Consider the following 17,127-nt stretch of genomic DNA (forward strand, 5'->3'; position numbering starts at 1 on the left):
GATTGCGGTTCTGATGTTAGTGCCAACGCCAGGCGAAGCAGAATCCGCGCCTTCTGGCCTCAGATTGTCCGCCGCGATGATCCAATGGCGCGATGTCTGGCGCTATCTAGGGCGCAGCCGCTGCTGTGGGCGTGGCTGCTTATCCGCTACAGTCAGTGACCCGGCCCGGAGGACCAAGCCGAGCCGCTATCGGGTTGCGACGGAGGACAAGATGATCCCACCTTCCGTCCAGCGCCGGATGTCACAGCGGACCGGCGCAACTGTTGCTGAAGTCAAGCGTTGCCACGCGATCTATGAAATGCAGCCAATGGGAAGTGACAACCCTCGTTGAGAGAGCTGTGCGAAGCGTGAATTAAAAAATGTGAGCAGACAACTAACCCTGCATAGTTCCGCCGCCGCCTCGTGCGCGGTCGGCGGGGTTTCCCCAGAACGAAACGGCGCGCTTGTGGCCGCCTTTCAGGCAGAAATAGACAAAACGTGCGCCTACAGGAAATACGACAGCCGGAATGATATCTATTTCATCGATACCAACGTTGGCTGTCGTTGGGGAAACCGCTTATCTCAGAAGGAAGACATCCATGAACATCAAAGCTATCTGTCTCGGCGCAACACTTGCGCTTTCCACTTTTGGTGGTCAGGCGCTGGCCGGCGCACTGAAGGAGCCGAACACCATGAGGCCGTTCTACACTGATGCCAGCATGAAAACCATGAAGCCGCTCGAAGAATTTAAGGCCGCCTTCTTTGGCATGCCGGCCGAAAAGCAGGCACAGATGAAGGGTGAATGCGCGGGCGAGATAGAGCAGCCGTTCACGGCCTTCTGCGCGAACGTGAATACACTCGGAGGCCACAACTAAGACTGCGTTCATAACCGAACAAAATGGCGCGGCCGGTTGGCCCGCCATTGCCCCGCTACGTACCTCTTTTTTTTTTACGTGTGAATGCCTCCTAGTCGCTGAAAAATCCATGTTAGTATCTGCAGGTATCTCCTCCCAGGCGTTTCAATCTGTGCCTAGACAGCGGGGGGGCTTGTGGGGCCCAACACTCCTAAGTCGAAGCCGCACTGGCAGTGGTGATTTTCATTCGATGTGCCGTCCTTCGTGTAATCCAAAGTTCAGCGCTGTGAACCATGACGCTATTCCGCGCCACACGAGTGCAATTGATCGCGGCATTCCAAATCGTCAAACTGCACGTCACCACGGCCGACACCCGTGTTTCGTTTCTCTTTGAGTGCGGCACATGAAATTCGGAATGTTTGTGAGGTTTCGATATGGAAAGGCCATACGGCGATGCTGCAGACGTTTCTTCTTCGATCGATCTCGAGTTTGGCTCCCTGGCAAACAACCTTGTGCGGCTCCTTGAAGCAACCGAAGCGAGCTCGAGCATGCCCAGGAGGCGTAGACATCGCCGGCCAACGCGTCAAGACCGCAACCTGCACCGAACCATCCATGAGCGACCTCAATGCCGATGCGAGGCGGAGCACGGCGGAGCGCGAGATCCTGTGGCGTCACTGAGGCACGCCATCATCGAGGAGATCCCTCGGCTGCGCCGCTATGCGCGCTCGCTCCTGCGTGACCGCGACGCGGCGGACGACCTCGTGCAGGACTGCTTGGAAAAGGCGCTGACTCGTCTCGAGAGTTGGAGATCGGGCGATTCGCCGAGACGCCGGTTGCTCACGATTATGCACCAACTCTTCGTCGATCGGCTGCGTCGCACCAAGCGCCATGTCCATGCCGAGGCGCTGATGCCCGAGACTATTGACGCGGTCGCCGGTCCGGCGCGGCAGCCCGATAAGATTACCTCGGCCGAGATGCTGTCGGCCCTGCAGCAGATTGCCCCAGAGCGACGCGCTGCGCTGACGCTGGTTGCTGTTGAGGGCCTTTCTTATGCCGACGCAGCGAACGTGCTTGGCATTGCGCTCGGCACGCTTGCGTTGCGGATTGCAGGGGGAAGAGAGGAATTGCGATCGATTCTGGACGACGTCTCGCGTCGCAAGATGATCACGGTGACGACGGAATGAGCGAATGTCAGAGCACGACCAAGACGGCTGGCATCCTGATTAGGCACGACAAGCGCATAGCTCCATTCCTCTATGATGAAATCTGTCTTGGCGCGGGCGACTCTGCCCGGTGGTCCTTTGCGACCTTGTCAAGGCTACGCAGCGAATCTGACGAAGCGATGCATGCAAGTTTTCGCGACGCGGTTCACGCCGGCGCCGCCATCCCCATCGAGGGAAGCTACTGGTTCTTTCATGATCGAGTTCAGGAAGCCGCCTATGCGCTCATTCCGCCGGAAGGTCGCGCCGAACTCCATCTGCGGATCGCACGCCTCCTTATCGCAGAGACCGTGCAGGAGAGGATCGCAGAGAAGACTACGACCTCGTCAACCAGCTGAACCTGGGCTCAGCGCTCATTTCCGAGTGGCCCGAGAAGATGCGCGCGGCCGAACTCAATTTTGTTGCAGGGCGCAAGGCGAAAGCCTCGACCGCCTATGCTGCGGCCTCCACCTATCTCGCAGCCGGCTTCACCGTTCTGTCGGACGACGGGTGGCAAAGATCCTATGACTTGACGTTGAACCTGTTCCTGGAACGGGCGGAATGCGAGATCCTTAGCTCGAACCAGGAGCAGGCCGCGGGACTCGTGGAGGTGCTGCTCATCAAGGCGCGGTCTAAGATCGATCATGCTGAGATTTGTCGTTTGCGTATGCTTCTGCAATTGAGGCAAGGCAACTACGCTCCGGCGATCCGCACGGCACTCGAATGCCTGCGAATGTTCGGCGTCGACATGCCAGACTCTCCTATACCGGAACAAATGCGAGAAGTATACGCGGAGATGTGCCGGACCCTCGGCGAGCGGCCAATCGAGAGCCTGCTCGACCTGCCTATGATGGACGACCCGGAGATGCGGGCGGTCATGAAGCTCTTTAGTGGCTTGGGTAATTTAGCCTATCATGTTGACCTAGACCTGTACCAGATGATTTCCTGCTGGATGGTCAAGCTGACCTGTCGCTACGGCACAAGCGAGTATGCCGCGATCGGCTATGGTGCGGTCGCCACAGTCCTTGGTCCGGCGTTCCATCGCTTCGCTGACGGGGAGGCATTTGCTCGGTTGGCGGTCGCGGTTGCCGAACGATACGGGTTCACCGCGCAAAAGGCGGGCGCACACTTCCTCATGCAAATGGCGGTCCTCTGGACGCGTCCAATCGAAGACGCTCTGACCTGCCTCGAGGCGGCGATCCGATCCGTCGGGGAAACCGGCGAGATGGTTTACGCCTGCTTCACCCGTCAGCATCGCCTCACCGATTTGATGGCGCGCGGTGATCCTCTCGACCAGGTGTGGCTCGAGTCGGCAGGTGCGCTGGATTTCGTCCGCAAATACAAGTTCGGCCAGCTGGTCATTTTGAGCATCCAGGGTTTCGTGCAAAGCCTTCGCGGCGGAGTGGGGAGCGGTGCACTCCTCGACGAGGCGGCGCTCGAAGCGCGGGTGCTCCGGGGCGGCGTTCCTCTCGTTGCCTGCTTTCACTGGATCCTGCAATTGCAGCGGCAGTTCTTGCTGGGCAACGCGGAGAGAGCCCTTGAGTTTGCCGCCAAGGCGGAGCCGATTCTCTGGTCGGCGCGCCTCAATCTTCAGTCGATGGATTACTGCTTCTATCATTCTCTCGCTATTGCTGCGGTCTTTGAAGCGGCCTCGCCCGAGAGGCGGGCAGCGCTTCGCAAGGATCTTACCGAACACCTGGCATCGTTTCAGTGATGGGCGGAGAGCTGCCCGGCGACGTTCACGCATAAACACGTCCTGATTTCGGCGGAATGGGCACGCCTGGAAGGACGAGACATCGAGGCCATGCGGCTGTACGAGCAGGCAATCCGCTCGGCCGCGGAGCACGGCTTCCTCCAGGACCAGGCGCTCGCCAGCGAATTGGCAGCTCGATTCTACCGCCTGCGCGGTCTCGAAAAGGTGGCAGATACCTATCTGGACGAAGCCCGCGACTGCTACGCCCGGTGGGGAGCCCTGGCTAAGGTCACACAGCTCGACCAGAGCCACCCCCGAGTCCGACTACAAGCACCATTGGCTCCAAGGCCGACCATCGAGACGCCTGTCGAGCGGTTCGATCTCGCCACGGTCATCAAGATGTCGCAGGCCGTGGCCGGCGAGATCGTCCTCGAGAAGTTGATCGAGAGGCTGATGGTTATTGCCTTCGAGCATGCGGGGGCCGACCGCGGCCTGCTGATTCTTCCGGTTGGTGACCAATGCCACATCGAGGCGGAAGCGAGGAGCGGTCGCGATGGCGTCAGGGTCCGTCTTCTCGGAACGCCGGTAACGCCATCGGAATTGCCCGTCCTGATCCTTGAGCAAGTCATCCACACTCAGGGCCAAGTGATCCTGGATGACACCTGCAAGGAGAACGCGTTTTCCGAAGATGAATATATAGACCGCAAACAGAATCGGTCGCTTCTATGCCTGCCGTTGCTGAAACAGGCCGAGCTGATAGGCGTGCTGTATCTCGAAAATAGCCTGGCGTCGCATGTGTTCACGCCGGCGCGGATCGCCGTGCTGAAGCTGCTCGCCTCACAGGCGGCAATCGCACTGGAGAACGCCCGATTATATAGTGACGTCGCAGAACGCGAGGCGAAAATCCGGCGCTTAGTCGACGCTAACATCATCGGGATTTTCATCTCGAGTAGGAAGGGTGAAATCATCGAAGCTAACGACGCTTTCCTCAAGATGGTGGGATACGACCGAGAGGATCTCGCCGCAGGAAACATGCGCTGGACCGATTTGACGCCGCCGGAATGGCGCAACAGAACCGCCAGCGCCCTGGACGGTGTGGACACGACCGGGGCGGTCCAACCCTATGAAAGCGAGTACGTGCGCGAGGACGGCAGCCGGGTGCCCGTGTTAATCGGCTCGGCCGCGTTCGACGAACAACGAGATCAGGGTGTGGCGTTCGTGCTCGATCTGACCGAGCGTAAGCGCGCCGAAGAGGCCTTCCGCGAGGTGCAAATGGAGCTCGCGCACGCCAACCGCGTCGCCACCATGGGTCAGCTCTCGGCCTCGATTACACACGAGGTCAAACAACCGATCGCCGCAGCACGTAACAACGCGTGTGCCGCCCTGAATTTTATGGACAAGAACCCGCCAGATCTGGGGGAAGTCAGGGATGCGCTCGGCTGTATTGTGGGCGATGCCGATCGAGCGGGAGACATCATCGACCGGATGCGAGATCACATCAAGAAGGCGCCGCCCAGGAAAGAGTGCTGGGACATCAACGCGGGTATCCGCGAAGTGATTGAGCTCACCCGCGGCGAATCGGTGAAGAACGGCATCTCAATGCAGGCAGACCTCGCGGACGGCTTGCCGCTCATCGAGGGCGACCGGGTACAGCTGCAACAAGTGATCCTCAATTTGATCGTGAATGCCGTCGAAGCTATGAGCGGCGCCAGCGACGGGACGCGAGAGTTGCTTGTCAGCAGCCGGAGGACTGACCTCGGCGACGTCCTCGTAGGGGTCAGAGATTCTGGTCCGGGACTGGCGCCGGAGACTCTCGATCACGTTTTCGAGGCCGTCTACACGACGAAGCCCAGTGGTTTGGGGATGGGACTGTCGATCTGCCGCTCGATCATCGACGCGCACGGCGGCCGATTGTGGGCGAGCGCGGACCTGCCCCGCGGCGCCAGCGTTCAATTCGCCCTGCCGGCGATCGCAAATACTGCGTCGTGATGCTAAAGAGACAGGCAACCGACCGCGAGTTCAGAACGAACCCGCTCGCGCAGCAGGGGGCGAGTTTCGAGGATGGCGCGCGCAGACGGCCGCGTCAGTGAGGCCGCGAACGATCAGGGGTGGCGGACGGTGAACCTGGACGGCATGCGCTCGTCGCAGCCGCGCTAAAGCCACGATTTTACCGACCGAAGGACCCAGGCTTCACCGTCTTTCGTGAATCAGCCTTGATCGGGCCGCCCTGCATCGGGCGGACACAAAGCCGCGGTGGGAACTCCCTCGACAGGCGCCAGCCTCGTTTGACAACTCTTCAGGCGCTCGATGAGCCAACGGCCAGCAGGCCCTGGCGGCGCAGATGTCGGATACACTGCGGACATGGGCAATATGAGCCCGCCCGGCGGAACGTCCTCGATTGATAGCTCCACCAGCCTCCCTTCAGCGATATCACGCTGGACGGCATGCAGCGGCATGCCGCCCCAGCCAAGGCCACTGAGGAGAAAGGAGTGCTTGGCGAAGAGATCCGCTAGCCGCCAGGTTGATGACGACATCACCCCGAACTCGCGGCCAGCTGACAGATCGGACCGATCGGTCAGCACGAGCTGCACGTGTTTTGCCAGTTCCGATTTCGGAACCGTCCCCTTGATCTCCGCAAGGGGGTGATCGCGCGCTGCGACCATCATGAACGCCACCCCGATCAACCGCTCTCTTGTGAGGGACGGTGCATCGACTTGAAGGCCCGCCTTCAATTCAAGGCCCGCTCGGGCAAGTGGATCAGTAGTGCATCTGCATATCCATGACGTCGGCAGGCATCATGCTGCCGTTCAGATTGGTCATGATCACGAGGGAACCAGCCATCACCAGCAGGACGATGAGTACGCCAAATGCGAGCGCCAGCACGTTGTTGGTGTTGTCCGGGCCGGTTGTGATGTGGAGGAAAAACACCAGATGGATGCCCATCTGGGCAATGGCGAGAACCGCAAGCCCAAGTGGGATACCCGGTGCCCAGATGAGCGAGGTACTGGCGACCCAGAACGAGATCGCGGTGAGGATCACGGCGAACAGCAGGCCGATGCTGTAGACGAGGATTCCGGAGGACGCCGCTTCCTGCTCGGTCGCAATCGACTGGTCGCCGGGGGCGCGATCGAAGCGTGCTTCAGTCATTGGGTCACTCCCATCAGATAGACGACCGTGAACAGCCCGACCCAGACGATGTCGAGCGCGTGCCAGAACAGCGAGAAGCACTGCAGCCGGCGCTGGACGGCAGGCCGAAACCCCTTCGATGCGACCTGCCCCATCATCACCGCCAGCCAGATCAAGCCGGCGGTCACGTGCAGCCCGTGGCAGCCGACAAGGGCGAAGAAAGCCGAGAGGAAGGCACTGCGTTGCGGGCCGGCACCTTGCGCGATCATGTCGGCGAACTCGCGGATCTCGAGGGAGAGGAACGCGGCACCGAGCACGAATGTGAGCAAGGCACCCAGATATGTAGCGAAACGTCGCCTCGCCTTGACCGCCAGGCTCATCAGCCCGCATGTGTAGCTCGAGGCTAGAAGACACGCCGTTTCGATGGCTACCCTCGACTGATTGAACAGCTGGGCACCGGCTGGACCGCCCGCATTGGCATGCTGGAGCACGGCGTAGCTGGCAAACAGCGCGGAGAACATCACGATGTCGCTCAGCAGGAAGATCCAGAAGCCGTAGGCAACGACAATCCGCTTCGGCGCCGGTGCGCTGTGCAGCGCTTCGCCAGACTCAACAGCAACAGTGACGTTCATATCGCGACCCCCGCCTGGTGAAGCCGATCGAACTCCGCGATTTGCTCTGCCAGCACCTCGGTTTCGTCCCCGTCGCGGAAGGCGAAGACGAGGATCGCCAAAAACGCGCCGATCAGGCCGAGCCCGGCCATCCACCAGATGTGCCAGATCAAGGCAAAACCGATGACGACGGCAAAGAAGGCGTTGACGAACCCGACCGGACTGTTCTTCGGCACGTCGATCGCCTCGTACTGGCGCGCCGGCTGCGCGTGCTGTGTGCTGGCTCGCTGCTTGGCGACCCAGAAGCTGTCGCGCTCGGCCACTTGCGGCAGGATCGCAAAATTCCACGCCGGCGGGGGCGACGCCGTGGACCACTCCAGCGTGCGGCCGTTCCACGGATCTCCGGTCACGCGAAGCCTGTCGCGGTCGCGGATCGAAACAACCAGCTGAACGATCTGGCAGAGGATGCCGCCCAGAATGATGACGGTGCCGATCGCCGCCACCACCAGCCATGGCTGCCAGGCGACATTGTCGTAGTGTTGCATGCGCCGGGTCATGCCCATCAGGCCGAGAACGTAGAGTGGCATGAAGGCGACGTAGAAGCCGATCAGCCAGCACCAGAACGATGCCCTGCCCCAGCGCTCGTCGAGCTTGAAGCCGAATGCCTTGGGGAACCAGTAGTTATAGCCCGCCATAACGCCGAACACGACGCCGCCGATGATGACGTTGTGGAAGTGGGCAACCAGGAAAAGGCTGTTGTGCAGCTGGAAATCGGCTGGCGGCACAGCCATCAGCACGCCGGTCATGCCGCCGATGACGAAGGTCACCATAAATCCGATCGACCACAGGATCGGCACTTCGAAGCGGACGCGCCCGCCATACATGGTGAACAGCCAGTTGAAGACCTTCACGCCTGTCGGCACGGCGATGATCATGGTCATGACGCCGAAGAAGCCGTTGACGTCGGCGCTGGCGCCCATGGTGAAAAAATGGTGCAGCCAGACGAGGAAAGAGAGGACGCAGATCGCCATCGTCGCGGCCACCATGGAGCGGTAGCCGAACAGCGGCTTGCCCGAGAAGGTTGCGACGACCTCGGAAAAAATGCCGAATGGCGGAAGGATCAGGATGTAGACTTCCGGATGGCCCCAGACCCAGAACAGGTTGACGTACATCATCGCGTTGCCCTGCCCGTCGACCGTGAAGAAATGAAAGCCGAGATAGCGGTCGAGCAGCAGCATCCCCAGGGTGGCGGTCAGGACCGGGAAGGCAGCGACGATAAGCAAATTGGCGGCAAGCGACGTCCAGCAGAAGACGGGCATGCGCATATAGCCCATTCCCGGCGCCCGCAATTTCAGGATCGTGGTGACGAAATTGATTCCCGTCAGGAGCGTGCCGACGCCGGAGATCTGCAGCGACCACAGATAGTAATCGACGCCCACACCTGGGGAGAATTGCAGCTCGCTGAGCGGCGGATAAGCGATCCATCCCGTCTTGGCGAACTCACCGACGACCAGAGAGATGTTGATCAGCAGCACCCCCGAGGCCGTCAGCCAGAAGCTGACCGAGTTCAACGTCGGGAAGGCGACGTCGCGCACGCCAAGTTGCAGCGGCAGGACGAAGTTCATCAGGCCGATGACGAACGGCATCGCCACGAAGAAGATCATGATGGTGCCGTGCGCCGAGAAGACCTGATCGAAATGCTCCGGCGGCAGATATCCATGTGCGCCGCCGGCAGCGACGGCCTGTTGCGCCCGCATCATGATGGCATCGGAAAAGCCGCGCAGCAGCATGACCAGCGCCAGCAGGAAATACATGACGCCGATCCGCTTGTGGTCGACAGAGGTGATCCATTCACGCCAGAGATACGGCACATATCCTTTCAGCGTGACCCAGGACAGGAGGCCGACTACGGCCAGGACCATGAAGGCCCCTGCCCCCATGATGATCGGTTGGTCGAACGGGATGGCGCTCCAGTCGAGCTTGCCGAGCAGGTTCATTTATTTGTCCTTTGTGACGCCAGGTCTGCGAGCCGCGGGGGATCATTCGGCTGCATTGCGAGGCTCTGCACGTGGTTGAACAGGTCAGGAGCGACGTCTCCATAGGTGAACGGCGCTATCGACTCGCTTGGCCTGGCGAGTTCGGCATAGGCCTGCGCGTCGAGCATCGGTCCGGCGTCGTGCGTCGTATTCACCCACTGCGTGAAAGCCGCAGCCGGCACAGCGTCGACGGCAAATCGCATGTCGGCGAATCCCTCGCCGCTATACTGGGCAGACAACCCACGGTACCGTCCGGCGTGATCGGCCAGCAGTTGAAGGTGCGTCACCATGCCGGCCATGGCGTAGATCTGGCTGCCGAGCTGCGGTACGAAGAAGCTGTTCATCACGCCTGACGACGTCAATTCGAAGCTGACCGGGGTACCAACGGGGATGGTCAATCGATTGACGCTTGCGATGCCCTGGTCCGGATAGATGAACAGCCATTTCCAGTCGAGCGAGACCACCTGGACCCTGACAGGGTTGACCGTGGAGGCAATCGGCTTGCGCGGGTCGAGGTCATGCGCACCGACCCAGGCAACGCCGCCAACCAGCAGCACTGTCATGGCGGGGATCGACCAGACGAGCAACTCGAGACGGCCTGAATACTCGAAATCGGGCCTGTAGCGAGCGCGCCCGTTCGACGAACGAAACCAGAAAGCGACACCCAGCGTGGCGAGGATCGTGGGGATCACGATTGCCAGCATGATGCCGAGGGAGTTGAACAGAATCTGACGCTCGGCGGAAGCGACAGGTCCTTGAGGACTGAGAACGCCCTCCGAACAGCCTGCAAGGATTACCAGGCCGATCAAGGTGGTAGTCAGCAGCCTTAGCCGCATGTCGGGTCTCCTCATGATCAGCGTCCATCCCTCAAATTTGCATCTGCCAAAACAATTATGCTTGTACGGTGCTGCTCAGCCGGGGCCGATCATGCTCATAGAAGTGCTCATCAGCGAGACAGGCGCATCACTTCGGTTGCCTCGCCGATGAGCTTTCGACGCGCGCATGCCATTCGGTGCAGTGACGATTTGTGGAATGAAACGCTGAGCTTTAAGCGCGGTTCCGTGAACCGCCGGGCTGCGAAAATCCCAGTCCACAGTCGCGGAACCGTCTTTGCTGCGAAACAGATCGGCGGCAGGTTAAAGGAAGTTTTCCCTCACCATTTCCCAGACGTCCCCTCCGCGACCGTGCAAAACGGCGCGCGCCGAATAGAGTGCCATGCCGACTGCCGGCGCCGCTGCCATGAAGGGTGGCATGACCAGCTGCAATGGGCTGACATGCACGTGCAGCAGAGCAGGCCCCGGTTGCGCAAGCCAGCCTTTGACGCCTGCCTCGAGGTCGTCCGCCTTGGAAACCGTTTGGCCCCAAAGACCGAGCGCTCGTGCAACGTCGCCAAAGTTTGGGTTTTTCAGCCGCGTGAACGTATCGAGCATGCCCTCGGCCTTCTGCTCGATTTCCACGAAGCCGAGCTTGCCATTGTCATACACCGCAATCTTGATCGGCAGTTGCTCCTGGACCACGGTCATCAGGTCGCCGAAGAGCATGGAGAGCCCTCCATCACCGGCCAGACAGATAACCTGGCGGCCTGGCTGAGACTTCTGCAGCCCAATGGCCGACGGCATGCCGCCAGCCATGCTTCCGTGCAGCAGACTGGCAAACGTGCGGCGCTGACCATTGGTTTCGATGTAGCGGACAAGCCAGGCGGCCGGTGTGCCGTCGTCCGCCGAAAAAACCGCGTCTTTCGCTGCGTGGCGGTTGATCGCTTCGGTCAAATAGGTTCCGGGAATGCAGCCGTCACGACCAGCCACGGCCTTCGTCTTTTCCGATTGTCTGGCTTTGGCATAGCGCCGAACGTATTGGTCGCGGAAGGAGGCGTCGGTGCGCTCGACCAGCTTCGGCAGCAATGCTTCCAGGGTTGCCTTGACGTCGCCGACAACGCCCTTTGTGACTGGATGCCGTCGCCCGAGATGCGTCGGGTCGATATCGACCTGAATGATCCTCGCCTTGTCGGGATAGAACTGCCGCCAGGCAAAATCGGCGCCCAGAAGCAGCAGCGTGTCGCAGTCGAGCAGGACGTGATAGGCGGCCTCGTTGCCGAGCATGCCGGTCATGCCGATATTGTAGGGATTGTCGAACTCGAGAAAGTCCTTGCCGCGCGAGGTATGAGCGATCGGGGCCTTCAGCCTCTCGGCAACGGCCAGGATTTCCTGATGCGCGCCTTGGCAGCCGGCTCCGCCATAGATGGCAAGGTTGCCGCTGCTGTTGAGTATCCCTGCGATCTCATCGAGATCGGCTTCGCTGGGACGAACAATGGGCGCTGAAACGTGAACTGCATAGGGAATGTCGTCGGCCACTGTCGAGGCGGAAACGTCGGCCGGCACGATGAGAACGGCGACACCCCGCTTCGACAAGGCGGTCTGGCAGGCGATGACGGTTTTGCGTCGCGCCTGGTCCGGCGTATGGATCATGTCGCAGAAGACACTGCAGCTCTGGTAGATCTGTTTGAAATCGACCTCCTGGATGAAGTCGAAGCCCAGTTCGTCGCGGACAATCTGGCTTGCAATGAGAATGACGGGCGCGCGGTTTCGGTTCGCTTCAAAAATCCCGTTGATGAAATGCAGGCTGCCCGGGCCGCAACTTCCGGCGACGGCCGTCAAATGACCCGTCAGCTGTGCTTCGGCCTGCGCGGCGAAAGCGCCGGCCTCCTCGTGCCTCACCGACACCCACCCGATCTTGCTTCGCTCGAGCGAACGCGCGATCAGATTGAGCGTGTCGCCGACGACGCCGTAACAATGTTCGACGCCTGCGTTCTGCAGCGTTTCAACGATGATGTCTGCTACCTGCCTGCTCATGCCGCCTAGCACCTGTTAAGACCCTTTTGAGCCCTCAATATGCGGCGTCCCCGATGGCCGATCTTGGTTGGAACTGCGAGGATTTGGAGCGGATTGCTGCGGTGGTCCGCAGTTGCTTTTAAGCGCAGCAACAGGGGTCTGTCGGGCTGATGCAGTCAGCGGCGCCACAGGGTCTCGCGTTCGCGCCGCCAGTTGGCGGGGCTTTCGCCAAAGGCATGCCTGAAAAGCTTGGACAAATGCGCCTGGTCGGAAAATCCGACGCTCAAAGCGATCTCGCTCAGCGAAGCTGCGCTGGTCAGCATCAGGTGACAGGCCTCCTCAAGTCGCCGCCTCACGATGTAGGCATGCGGCGGTTCTCCGAATGCCTGTTTGAACGAGCGTGAGAAGTGGGCTGTACTCCGCCGCGCAACCTCGCTGAGATCACTCGCATGGATCGTTCGATGCAGGTTCCGGTCGATGAAGGAACGGACCCGGGCGATCTGCCAACCCGCCAATCCACCCGTTCTGGAACTGTTGACGCCAGAACGGCGCTCGATCTCCAACTGGAGGATGGATGACGCCGCAGCCAACGAGGTCCTTGCGGCATCCTGGTCATGCTCGAGTTCGCTTTGGGCTGCTTCAAGCAGCAACACGAGGCTGTTCGCCAGCGAGCCAAACTCAAGATCGATTTGAGATGAAACATCTGCAGCCTCGCTGTATTGCCTGTCCATATCGAACCCTCAACAAACATCGGTACCAGCCGGGCCGAACGTCATGCGCCGCCTCTCAAGGAGGGCCGGAGCATGGAACTTTCCGTGGTGACGGGCAGTTTGACGGTCCGCAATGCGGCGATCTATTGCACGCGGGTGGCGCGCAATAGCGTCATGGTCTCACTGGACTGAACTTTGGCTTACACCGGGAATAACCGCAGACCAAATATCGTTGGAGCCACCCCGGTCGATGCGGCTTCGCTTCAGGAGTATTGCGGTTCCTGGTCGGGAACCAGTTGCAGCTTTTCCGCCATTCGGCTGAGTGCGAGAAGCGAGTTGGCCTTCATCTTTCGCATCAGCCGGCTGCGGTGCACCTTCACAGTGGCTTCGGCGATGCCGATATCGCCGGCAATCTGTTTGCTGAGTCGACCGCGCGCGACCTCGATCATGATCTCGCGCTCCCTGGGACTCAGCGACGCGAACCGCTCCCTGAGGACGACCAGACCTTCTTCATTCTCCCGCCGGGCACGATCGCGAGCGAGACCGAGCTGGATGGCATCGAGGAGTTCCTGATCGCGAAACGGCTTTGTCAGGAACTCAATGGCGCCGCCCTTCATCGCCTGCACCGACATGGCGATGTCGCCATGGCCGGTGATGAAGATGATCGGGATCTCCCGGTTCGCCATCGCGAGCTGGCGTTGAAGATCAAGGCCGCTTCGTCCCGGCAATCTGACGTCGAGCACCAGGCAAGTAGGACCGTTCGGCGGATCCGCCTTGAGAAACTCCGGGATTGAGGCAAACAGCCGGGCCTCCAGGTCGAGCGATCGCAACAAACGACCGATCGAGGCTCGCAGGGCCGCATCATCGTCGATGACCAGGATGGTAGCGTTCGCATCCGACATCACTGCTGCTCACGATCAAAGGGCGTGCAAATGAGCCTTTGTCTCGGCTTGCAAGGTTCGCGTGGCTCCTCCGCTGCAAACTTAGTCCCGACCGATGGCCATGAACAGTCTCATTTTCCCTCCGACGTGTGCGCGGGCGTAAACGAAAGTTTATGCGCGCCGCGATCCGCTTGACGGGCATCCCGCCATACGGCGGCGGAATTTGCGTCCCGGCATAAGCCAAAGTTTACGAACACCAGTATTGCTCCTGCCTCACTCTTGGGCGCAGGCTGACCCATCGCATGGGGGGTGCGGGGGCGTTGTCGGGGCGCCGCACCGCAATTCCTGCGCATTCCGGAGCACACCTATGCCGGTAGTGTCGTTGGTCTCGGTCGTCGAAGACGACCAGTTCTTTCGCGAATCCATGAAAAGGCTCATGAGATCGCTCGGTTACGACGTTGCGATCTTCCCTTCGGCAGCCGATTTCCTCGCGTCGCCTTGCCTCGGCAAAACCGCCTGCCTGATCGCTGACGTCAATATGCCGGCAATGACAGGGCTCGAACTCCATAACCACTTGATCGAGGCTGGTTACGCGATCCCGACGATCCTCATTACGGCCTACCCCGATGACCTTGACCAGGCCCGCGCGATGAACGACGGCGTTATTTGTTACCTTCGTAAGCCGTTTGATGAGCGGCATCTGATACGGAATCTCCGTCAGGCTCTCCAGTTCGGTCGTCCGGGTGACGAGAAATAGTGGGTTCCTTGTCTGGGCTGGGCAAGGAGAACCGAAGCATGGCCCCACCTGATGCGTTCTTGTCTGCCCACAGCCGGCCACCGTGGGCATCGATGATCGACCGGCAGATCGACAGTCCCATCCCTACGCCGCTCGACTTCGTCGTGTAGAAAGCGTCGAAAATACGATCAATGTGGTCGGCATCAATGCCAGGCCCTGAATCGCGCACCGACACAAAAACTCCACCGGTCTGGGCTTGGTCAGTGCTGATTAACAACTCCCGGGGCCCTGCCTCGATTGTGCTCATGGCTTCGACCGCGTTCAGGATCAGATTCAGCACGACCTGTTGCAGCTGAACACGATCCCCCTGGACGTCAGCCAGCGCCTCCGTCAGAAGAGTACGGACCGAGACTCCGTTCGTGTTGATCGCGCCCTGCGCCAACCCGATCACTTCATCTATCGCCCCGTTCAGGTCGAAACGAGACTTTCGCGGCGGCGCTTTCTTGATGTGGTCACGTATGCGGTCAATGATATCCCCGGCTCGGTCGGAATCGCTGACGACAGAGGCGAGCGCTTCTCGGATTTCGTCCAGATCCGACGGATGTCTGTCCAGAAAATGCATCGCCGCACGGGCGTTGTTGCGGGCGGCGGCAATCGGTTGCGTGATTTCGTGGGCCAGTGAGGCGGCCAGTTCTCCCATCATGCTCAGGCGATTCATGTGCGCTAGATTCGCCTCCAGCTGACTCAGCCTCTCATGCTCCTCCTGGGCGTGCTTGCGTTCGGTCACGTCGAGGAGTGTGCTGACAACCTCCACAAGGTCTCCACTTGCCGAGAACTTGGGATAGGAGGTCGATTCGATATATTTGATGAGTCCTGCCGGCAGTGCGATTCTGTACTGGAGTTCATAGTTTTTCTTCTGCCGCACCGCTCGCAGGGCCTTTTCGCGCGCCCGTTCCAGATCATCGGGATGTATCCTTCGCTCAACGGCTTCGCGGCTCGGGAGACCGTTGCGCGGATCAAACCCAAAAATTCGATACGTCTCGTCCGACCAATAGAGAATCTTTGTATCGTTGTACGCCGCGGAACCGGTGTGACTCAGGCTTTGCGCTTCAGCCAGATAGGCTTCGCTGCGGCGCAACCGCTCTTCGGCCTCCTTGGCCTCATCGATGTCGACGGACAAGCCGTACCACTGGACGATGCGTCGCTGATGGTCGCGCAGCGGCTCACCCCGAGTATGGTGCCAGCGAAACTCGCCGTCTGCCCGACGCAGACGATTCACAGCCTGGTACGAAGTTCCGGTCTGAATTGCGTGCTGGAGAGCGCTTGCGGTTTCTGGAATGTCATCAGGATGCAGGAAGACCTCCCAACCGCCATGCTTGAAGTCCTCAAATCGCATGCCGGTATAGTCCAACAGGCGTTGATTGAGTTGGGTCGGTTCGCCGGCGGGGTCCGCTGACCAGAGGAGACCTGGTACCGTTTCGAAGATTTGACGGAGCTTGTATTCGCTTTCCCGAAGGGCCTCCTCGGCGTGTTTGCTTTCCGTCACATCGATCTGTGTGCCGATCATCTCGACAAGCTCCCCGCTTGGCGAGAATACGGGTTGGGCGATTGATTCGAGGTGTTTGGCCGTTCCATCGGGCAGTACGATTCTGTACCCGTGCGAGTAGCCTGTTTTCTCGCTGAACGAATGCTCGGCCTTCGCGCGCACCCCGTCCCGGTCGTCTGGATGGATCCGTTGCCACACCGCTTCGCGGCTCGGCATACCCAGTGCCGGATCAAATCCCCAGATCCGGTAAGCCTCCTCCGAAAAATAGAGAATCGTCGACTCGTTGCCAACCGACACTCCGGTATGACTCAGCCTCTGTGCCTCGGCCAGATGGGCTTCGCTACGGCGTAGCTGATCTTCGGCCCTCTTGCATTCATCGACATCGACACACAAGCCGTACCACTGGACAACGCGTCCCTGCCGGTCGCACAGAGGCTCGCAACGAGCGTGATGCCAACGAAACTCGCCGTCCGCCCGGCGTAGACGCGTCAGACCCTGGTACGCCGTGCCGGTCTGAATTGCGTGATAGAAAGCCTTCGCGGTTTCCGGATAGTCATCCGGGTGTACGAATGCCTCCCAACCGCCCTGCTTGAACTCCTCAAATCGCATGCCGCTATAACTCAACAGGCGCTGACCTACATGGGTCGGTTCGCCGTCGGGGCCATTTGACCAGATGAGGCCTGGTACCGTTTCGATGATTTGACGAAGCGTGAATTCGCCTTCCCGAAGGGCCGCCCGGGCTCCGTTGCAATGCTTTGACATAGATCGCTCCATGGCCGGCAGGTAGGAAGCGGGGGCACACACCGTGAGCGTATGCGCGGCGGCTTTGCGACCTAACCTGAAAGACCGCTGCCGGTGGCCAGAACCTTGCGCCTGCTGCCGCTAGTAGCCCGTTGATCGAACGAAGGCCCTGTCGATAGCGTCGAGC

14 protein-coding genes and 1 pseudogene are annotated in these 17,127 nt (G+C 60.2%); 6 read left to right on the top strand and 9 right to left on the bottom strand.

Annotation, left to right across the window (positions count from 1 at the left end; all coding sequences use genetic code 11):
- Positions 1-578: 578 nt before the first annotated feature.
- The 5 genes from NKH30_RS13545 to NKH30_RS13565 all read left to right on the top strand — a co-directional run bounded on the left by NKH30_RS13545 (position 579) and on the right by NKH30_RS13565 (position 5,714).
- A complete protein-coding gene (locus NKH30_RS13545) occupies positions 579-854 on the top strand; it encodes a hypothetical protein (protein WP_352980439.1) in 276 nt (91 codons plus the stop codon).
- Positions 855-1,267: 413 nt separating this feature from the next.
- Positions 1,268-2,017: a sigma-70 family RNA polymerase sigma factor gene (locus tag NKH30_RS13550; RefSeq protein ID WP_352980438.1), complete on the top strand. Its 750-nt coding sequence runs from the start codon at positions 1,268-1,270 to the stop codon at positions 2,015-2,017.
- On the top strand, positions 2,014-2,391 hold the full coding sequence (locus NKH30_RS13555; protein ID WP_352995764.1) for a hypothetical protein: 378 nt from the start codon (positions 2,014-2,016) through the stop codon (positions 2,389-2,391). Before NKH30_RS13550 ends, NKH30_RS13555 begins: the two co-directional genes overlap by 4 nt.
- A gap of 38 nt (positions 2,392-2,429) precedes the next feature.
- The gene (locus NKH30_RS13560) at positions 2,430-3,746 is read left to right on the top strand and encodes a hypothetical protein (protein ID WP_352995766.1); all 1,317 of its coding nucleotides are present in this window, start codon (positions 2,430-2,432) and stop codon (positions 3,744-3,746) included.
- Between the two features lie 90 nt (positions 3,747-3,836).
- Positions 3,837-5,714 (top strand): GAF domain-containing sensor histidine kinase, encoded by a 1,878-nt coding sequence (locus NKH30_RS13565; RefSeq protein ID WP_352995768.1) that lies wholly within the window; start codon positions 3,837-3,839, stop codon positions 5,712-5,714.
- A gap of 218 nt (positions 5,715-5,932) precedes the next feature.
- Here the strand turns inward: NKH30_RS13565 and NKH30_RS13570 are convergent.
- The 8 genes and pseudogenes from NKH30_RS13570 to NKH30_RS13605 form a co-directional block, all read right to left on the bottom strand.
- Positions 5,933-6,430 (bottom strand): annotated as a pseudogene (locus tag NKH30_RS13570) (substrate-binding domain-containing protein); the annotation flags it as partial.
- 52 nt (positions 6,431-6,482) lie between these two features.
- Complete coding sequence (cyoD, locus tag NKH30_RS13575) at positions 6,483-6,872, bottom strand: cytochrome o ubiquinol oxidase subunit IV (protein WP_352980436.1); 390 nt, start codon at positions 6,870-6,872, stop codon at positions 6,483-6,485.
- Complete coding sequence (cyoC, locus tag NKH30_RS13580; protein WP_352995770.1) at positions 6,869-7,483, bottom strand: cytochrome o ubiquinol oxidase subunit III; 615 nt, start codon at positions 7,481-7,483, stop codon at positions 6,869-6,871. Before cyoC ends, cyoD begins: the two co-directional genes overlap by 4 nt.
- Entirely contained in the window at positions 7,480-9,453 is a 1,974-nt protein-coding gene (gene cyoB / locus NKH30_RS13585) for a cytochrome o ubiquinol oxidase subunit I (protein WP_352995843.1), read from the bottom strand. The genes cyoC and cyoB overlap by 4 nt, the downstream gene beginning before the upstream one ends.
- Before the next feature lie 2 nt (positions 9,454-9,455).
- A complete protein-coding gene (cyoA, locus tag NKH30_RS13590; RefSeq protein WP_352995772.1) occupies positions 9,456-10,349 on the bottom strand; it encodes a ubiquinol oxidase subunit II in 894 nt (297 codons plus the stop codon).
- 285 nt (positions 10,350-10,634) lie between these two features.
- Positions 10,635-12,347, bottom strand: coding sequence for a thiamine pyrophosphate-dependent enzyme (locus NKH30_RS13595; RefSeq protein WP_352995774.1), 1,713 nt, complete (start codon positions 12,345-12,347; stop codon positions 10,635-10,637).
- A gap of 155 nt (positions 12,348-12,502) precedes the next feature.
- The gene (locus tag NKH30_RS13600; RefSeq protein WP_352980432.1) at positions 12,503-13,057 is read right to left on the bottom strand and encodes a helix-turn-helix domain-containing protein; all 555 of its coding nucleotides are present in this window, start codon (positions 13,055-13,057) and stop codon (positions 12,503-12,505) included.
- Between the two features lie 242 nt (positions 13,058-13,299).
- A complete protein-coding gene (locus NKH30_RS13605) occupies positions 13,300-13,938 on the bottom strand; it encodes a response regulator transcription factor (protein WP_352980431.1) in 639 nt (212 codons plus the stop codon).
- A 346-nt stretch (positions 13,939-14,284) separates the two neighbouring features.
- Here NKH30_RS13605 and NKH30_RS13610 point away from each other — a divergent pair, with 346 nt between their 5' ends.
- Positions 14,285-14,674, top strand: coding sequence for a response regulator transcription factor (locus NKH30_RS13610; protein WP_352980430.1), 390 nt, complete (start codon positions 14,285-14,287; stop codon positions 14,672-14,674).
- Here NKH30_RS13610 and NKH30_RS13615 read toward each other — a convergent pair.
- A complete protein-coding gene (locus NKH30_RS13615) occupies positions 14,580-16,961 on the bottom strand; it encodes a PAS domain-containing protein (protein WP_352980429.1) in 2,382 nt (793 codons plus the stop codon). The two genes, NKH30_RS13610 and NKH30_RS13615, sit on opposite strands and share 95 nt — an antisense overlap.
- Positions 16,962-17,127 lie beyond the last annotated feature (166 nt).

It is taken from the genome of Mesorhizobium sp. M1273 (assembly GCF_040318195.1).
Classification (GTDB): domain Bacteria; phylum Pseudomonadota; class Alphaproteobacteria; order Rhizobiales; family Rhizobiaceae; genus Mesorhizobium.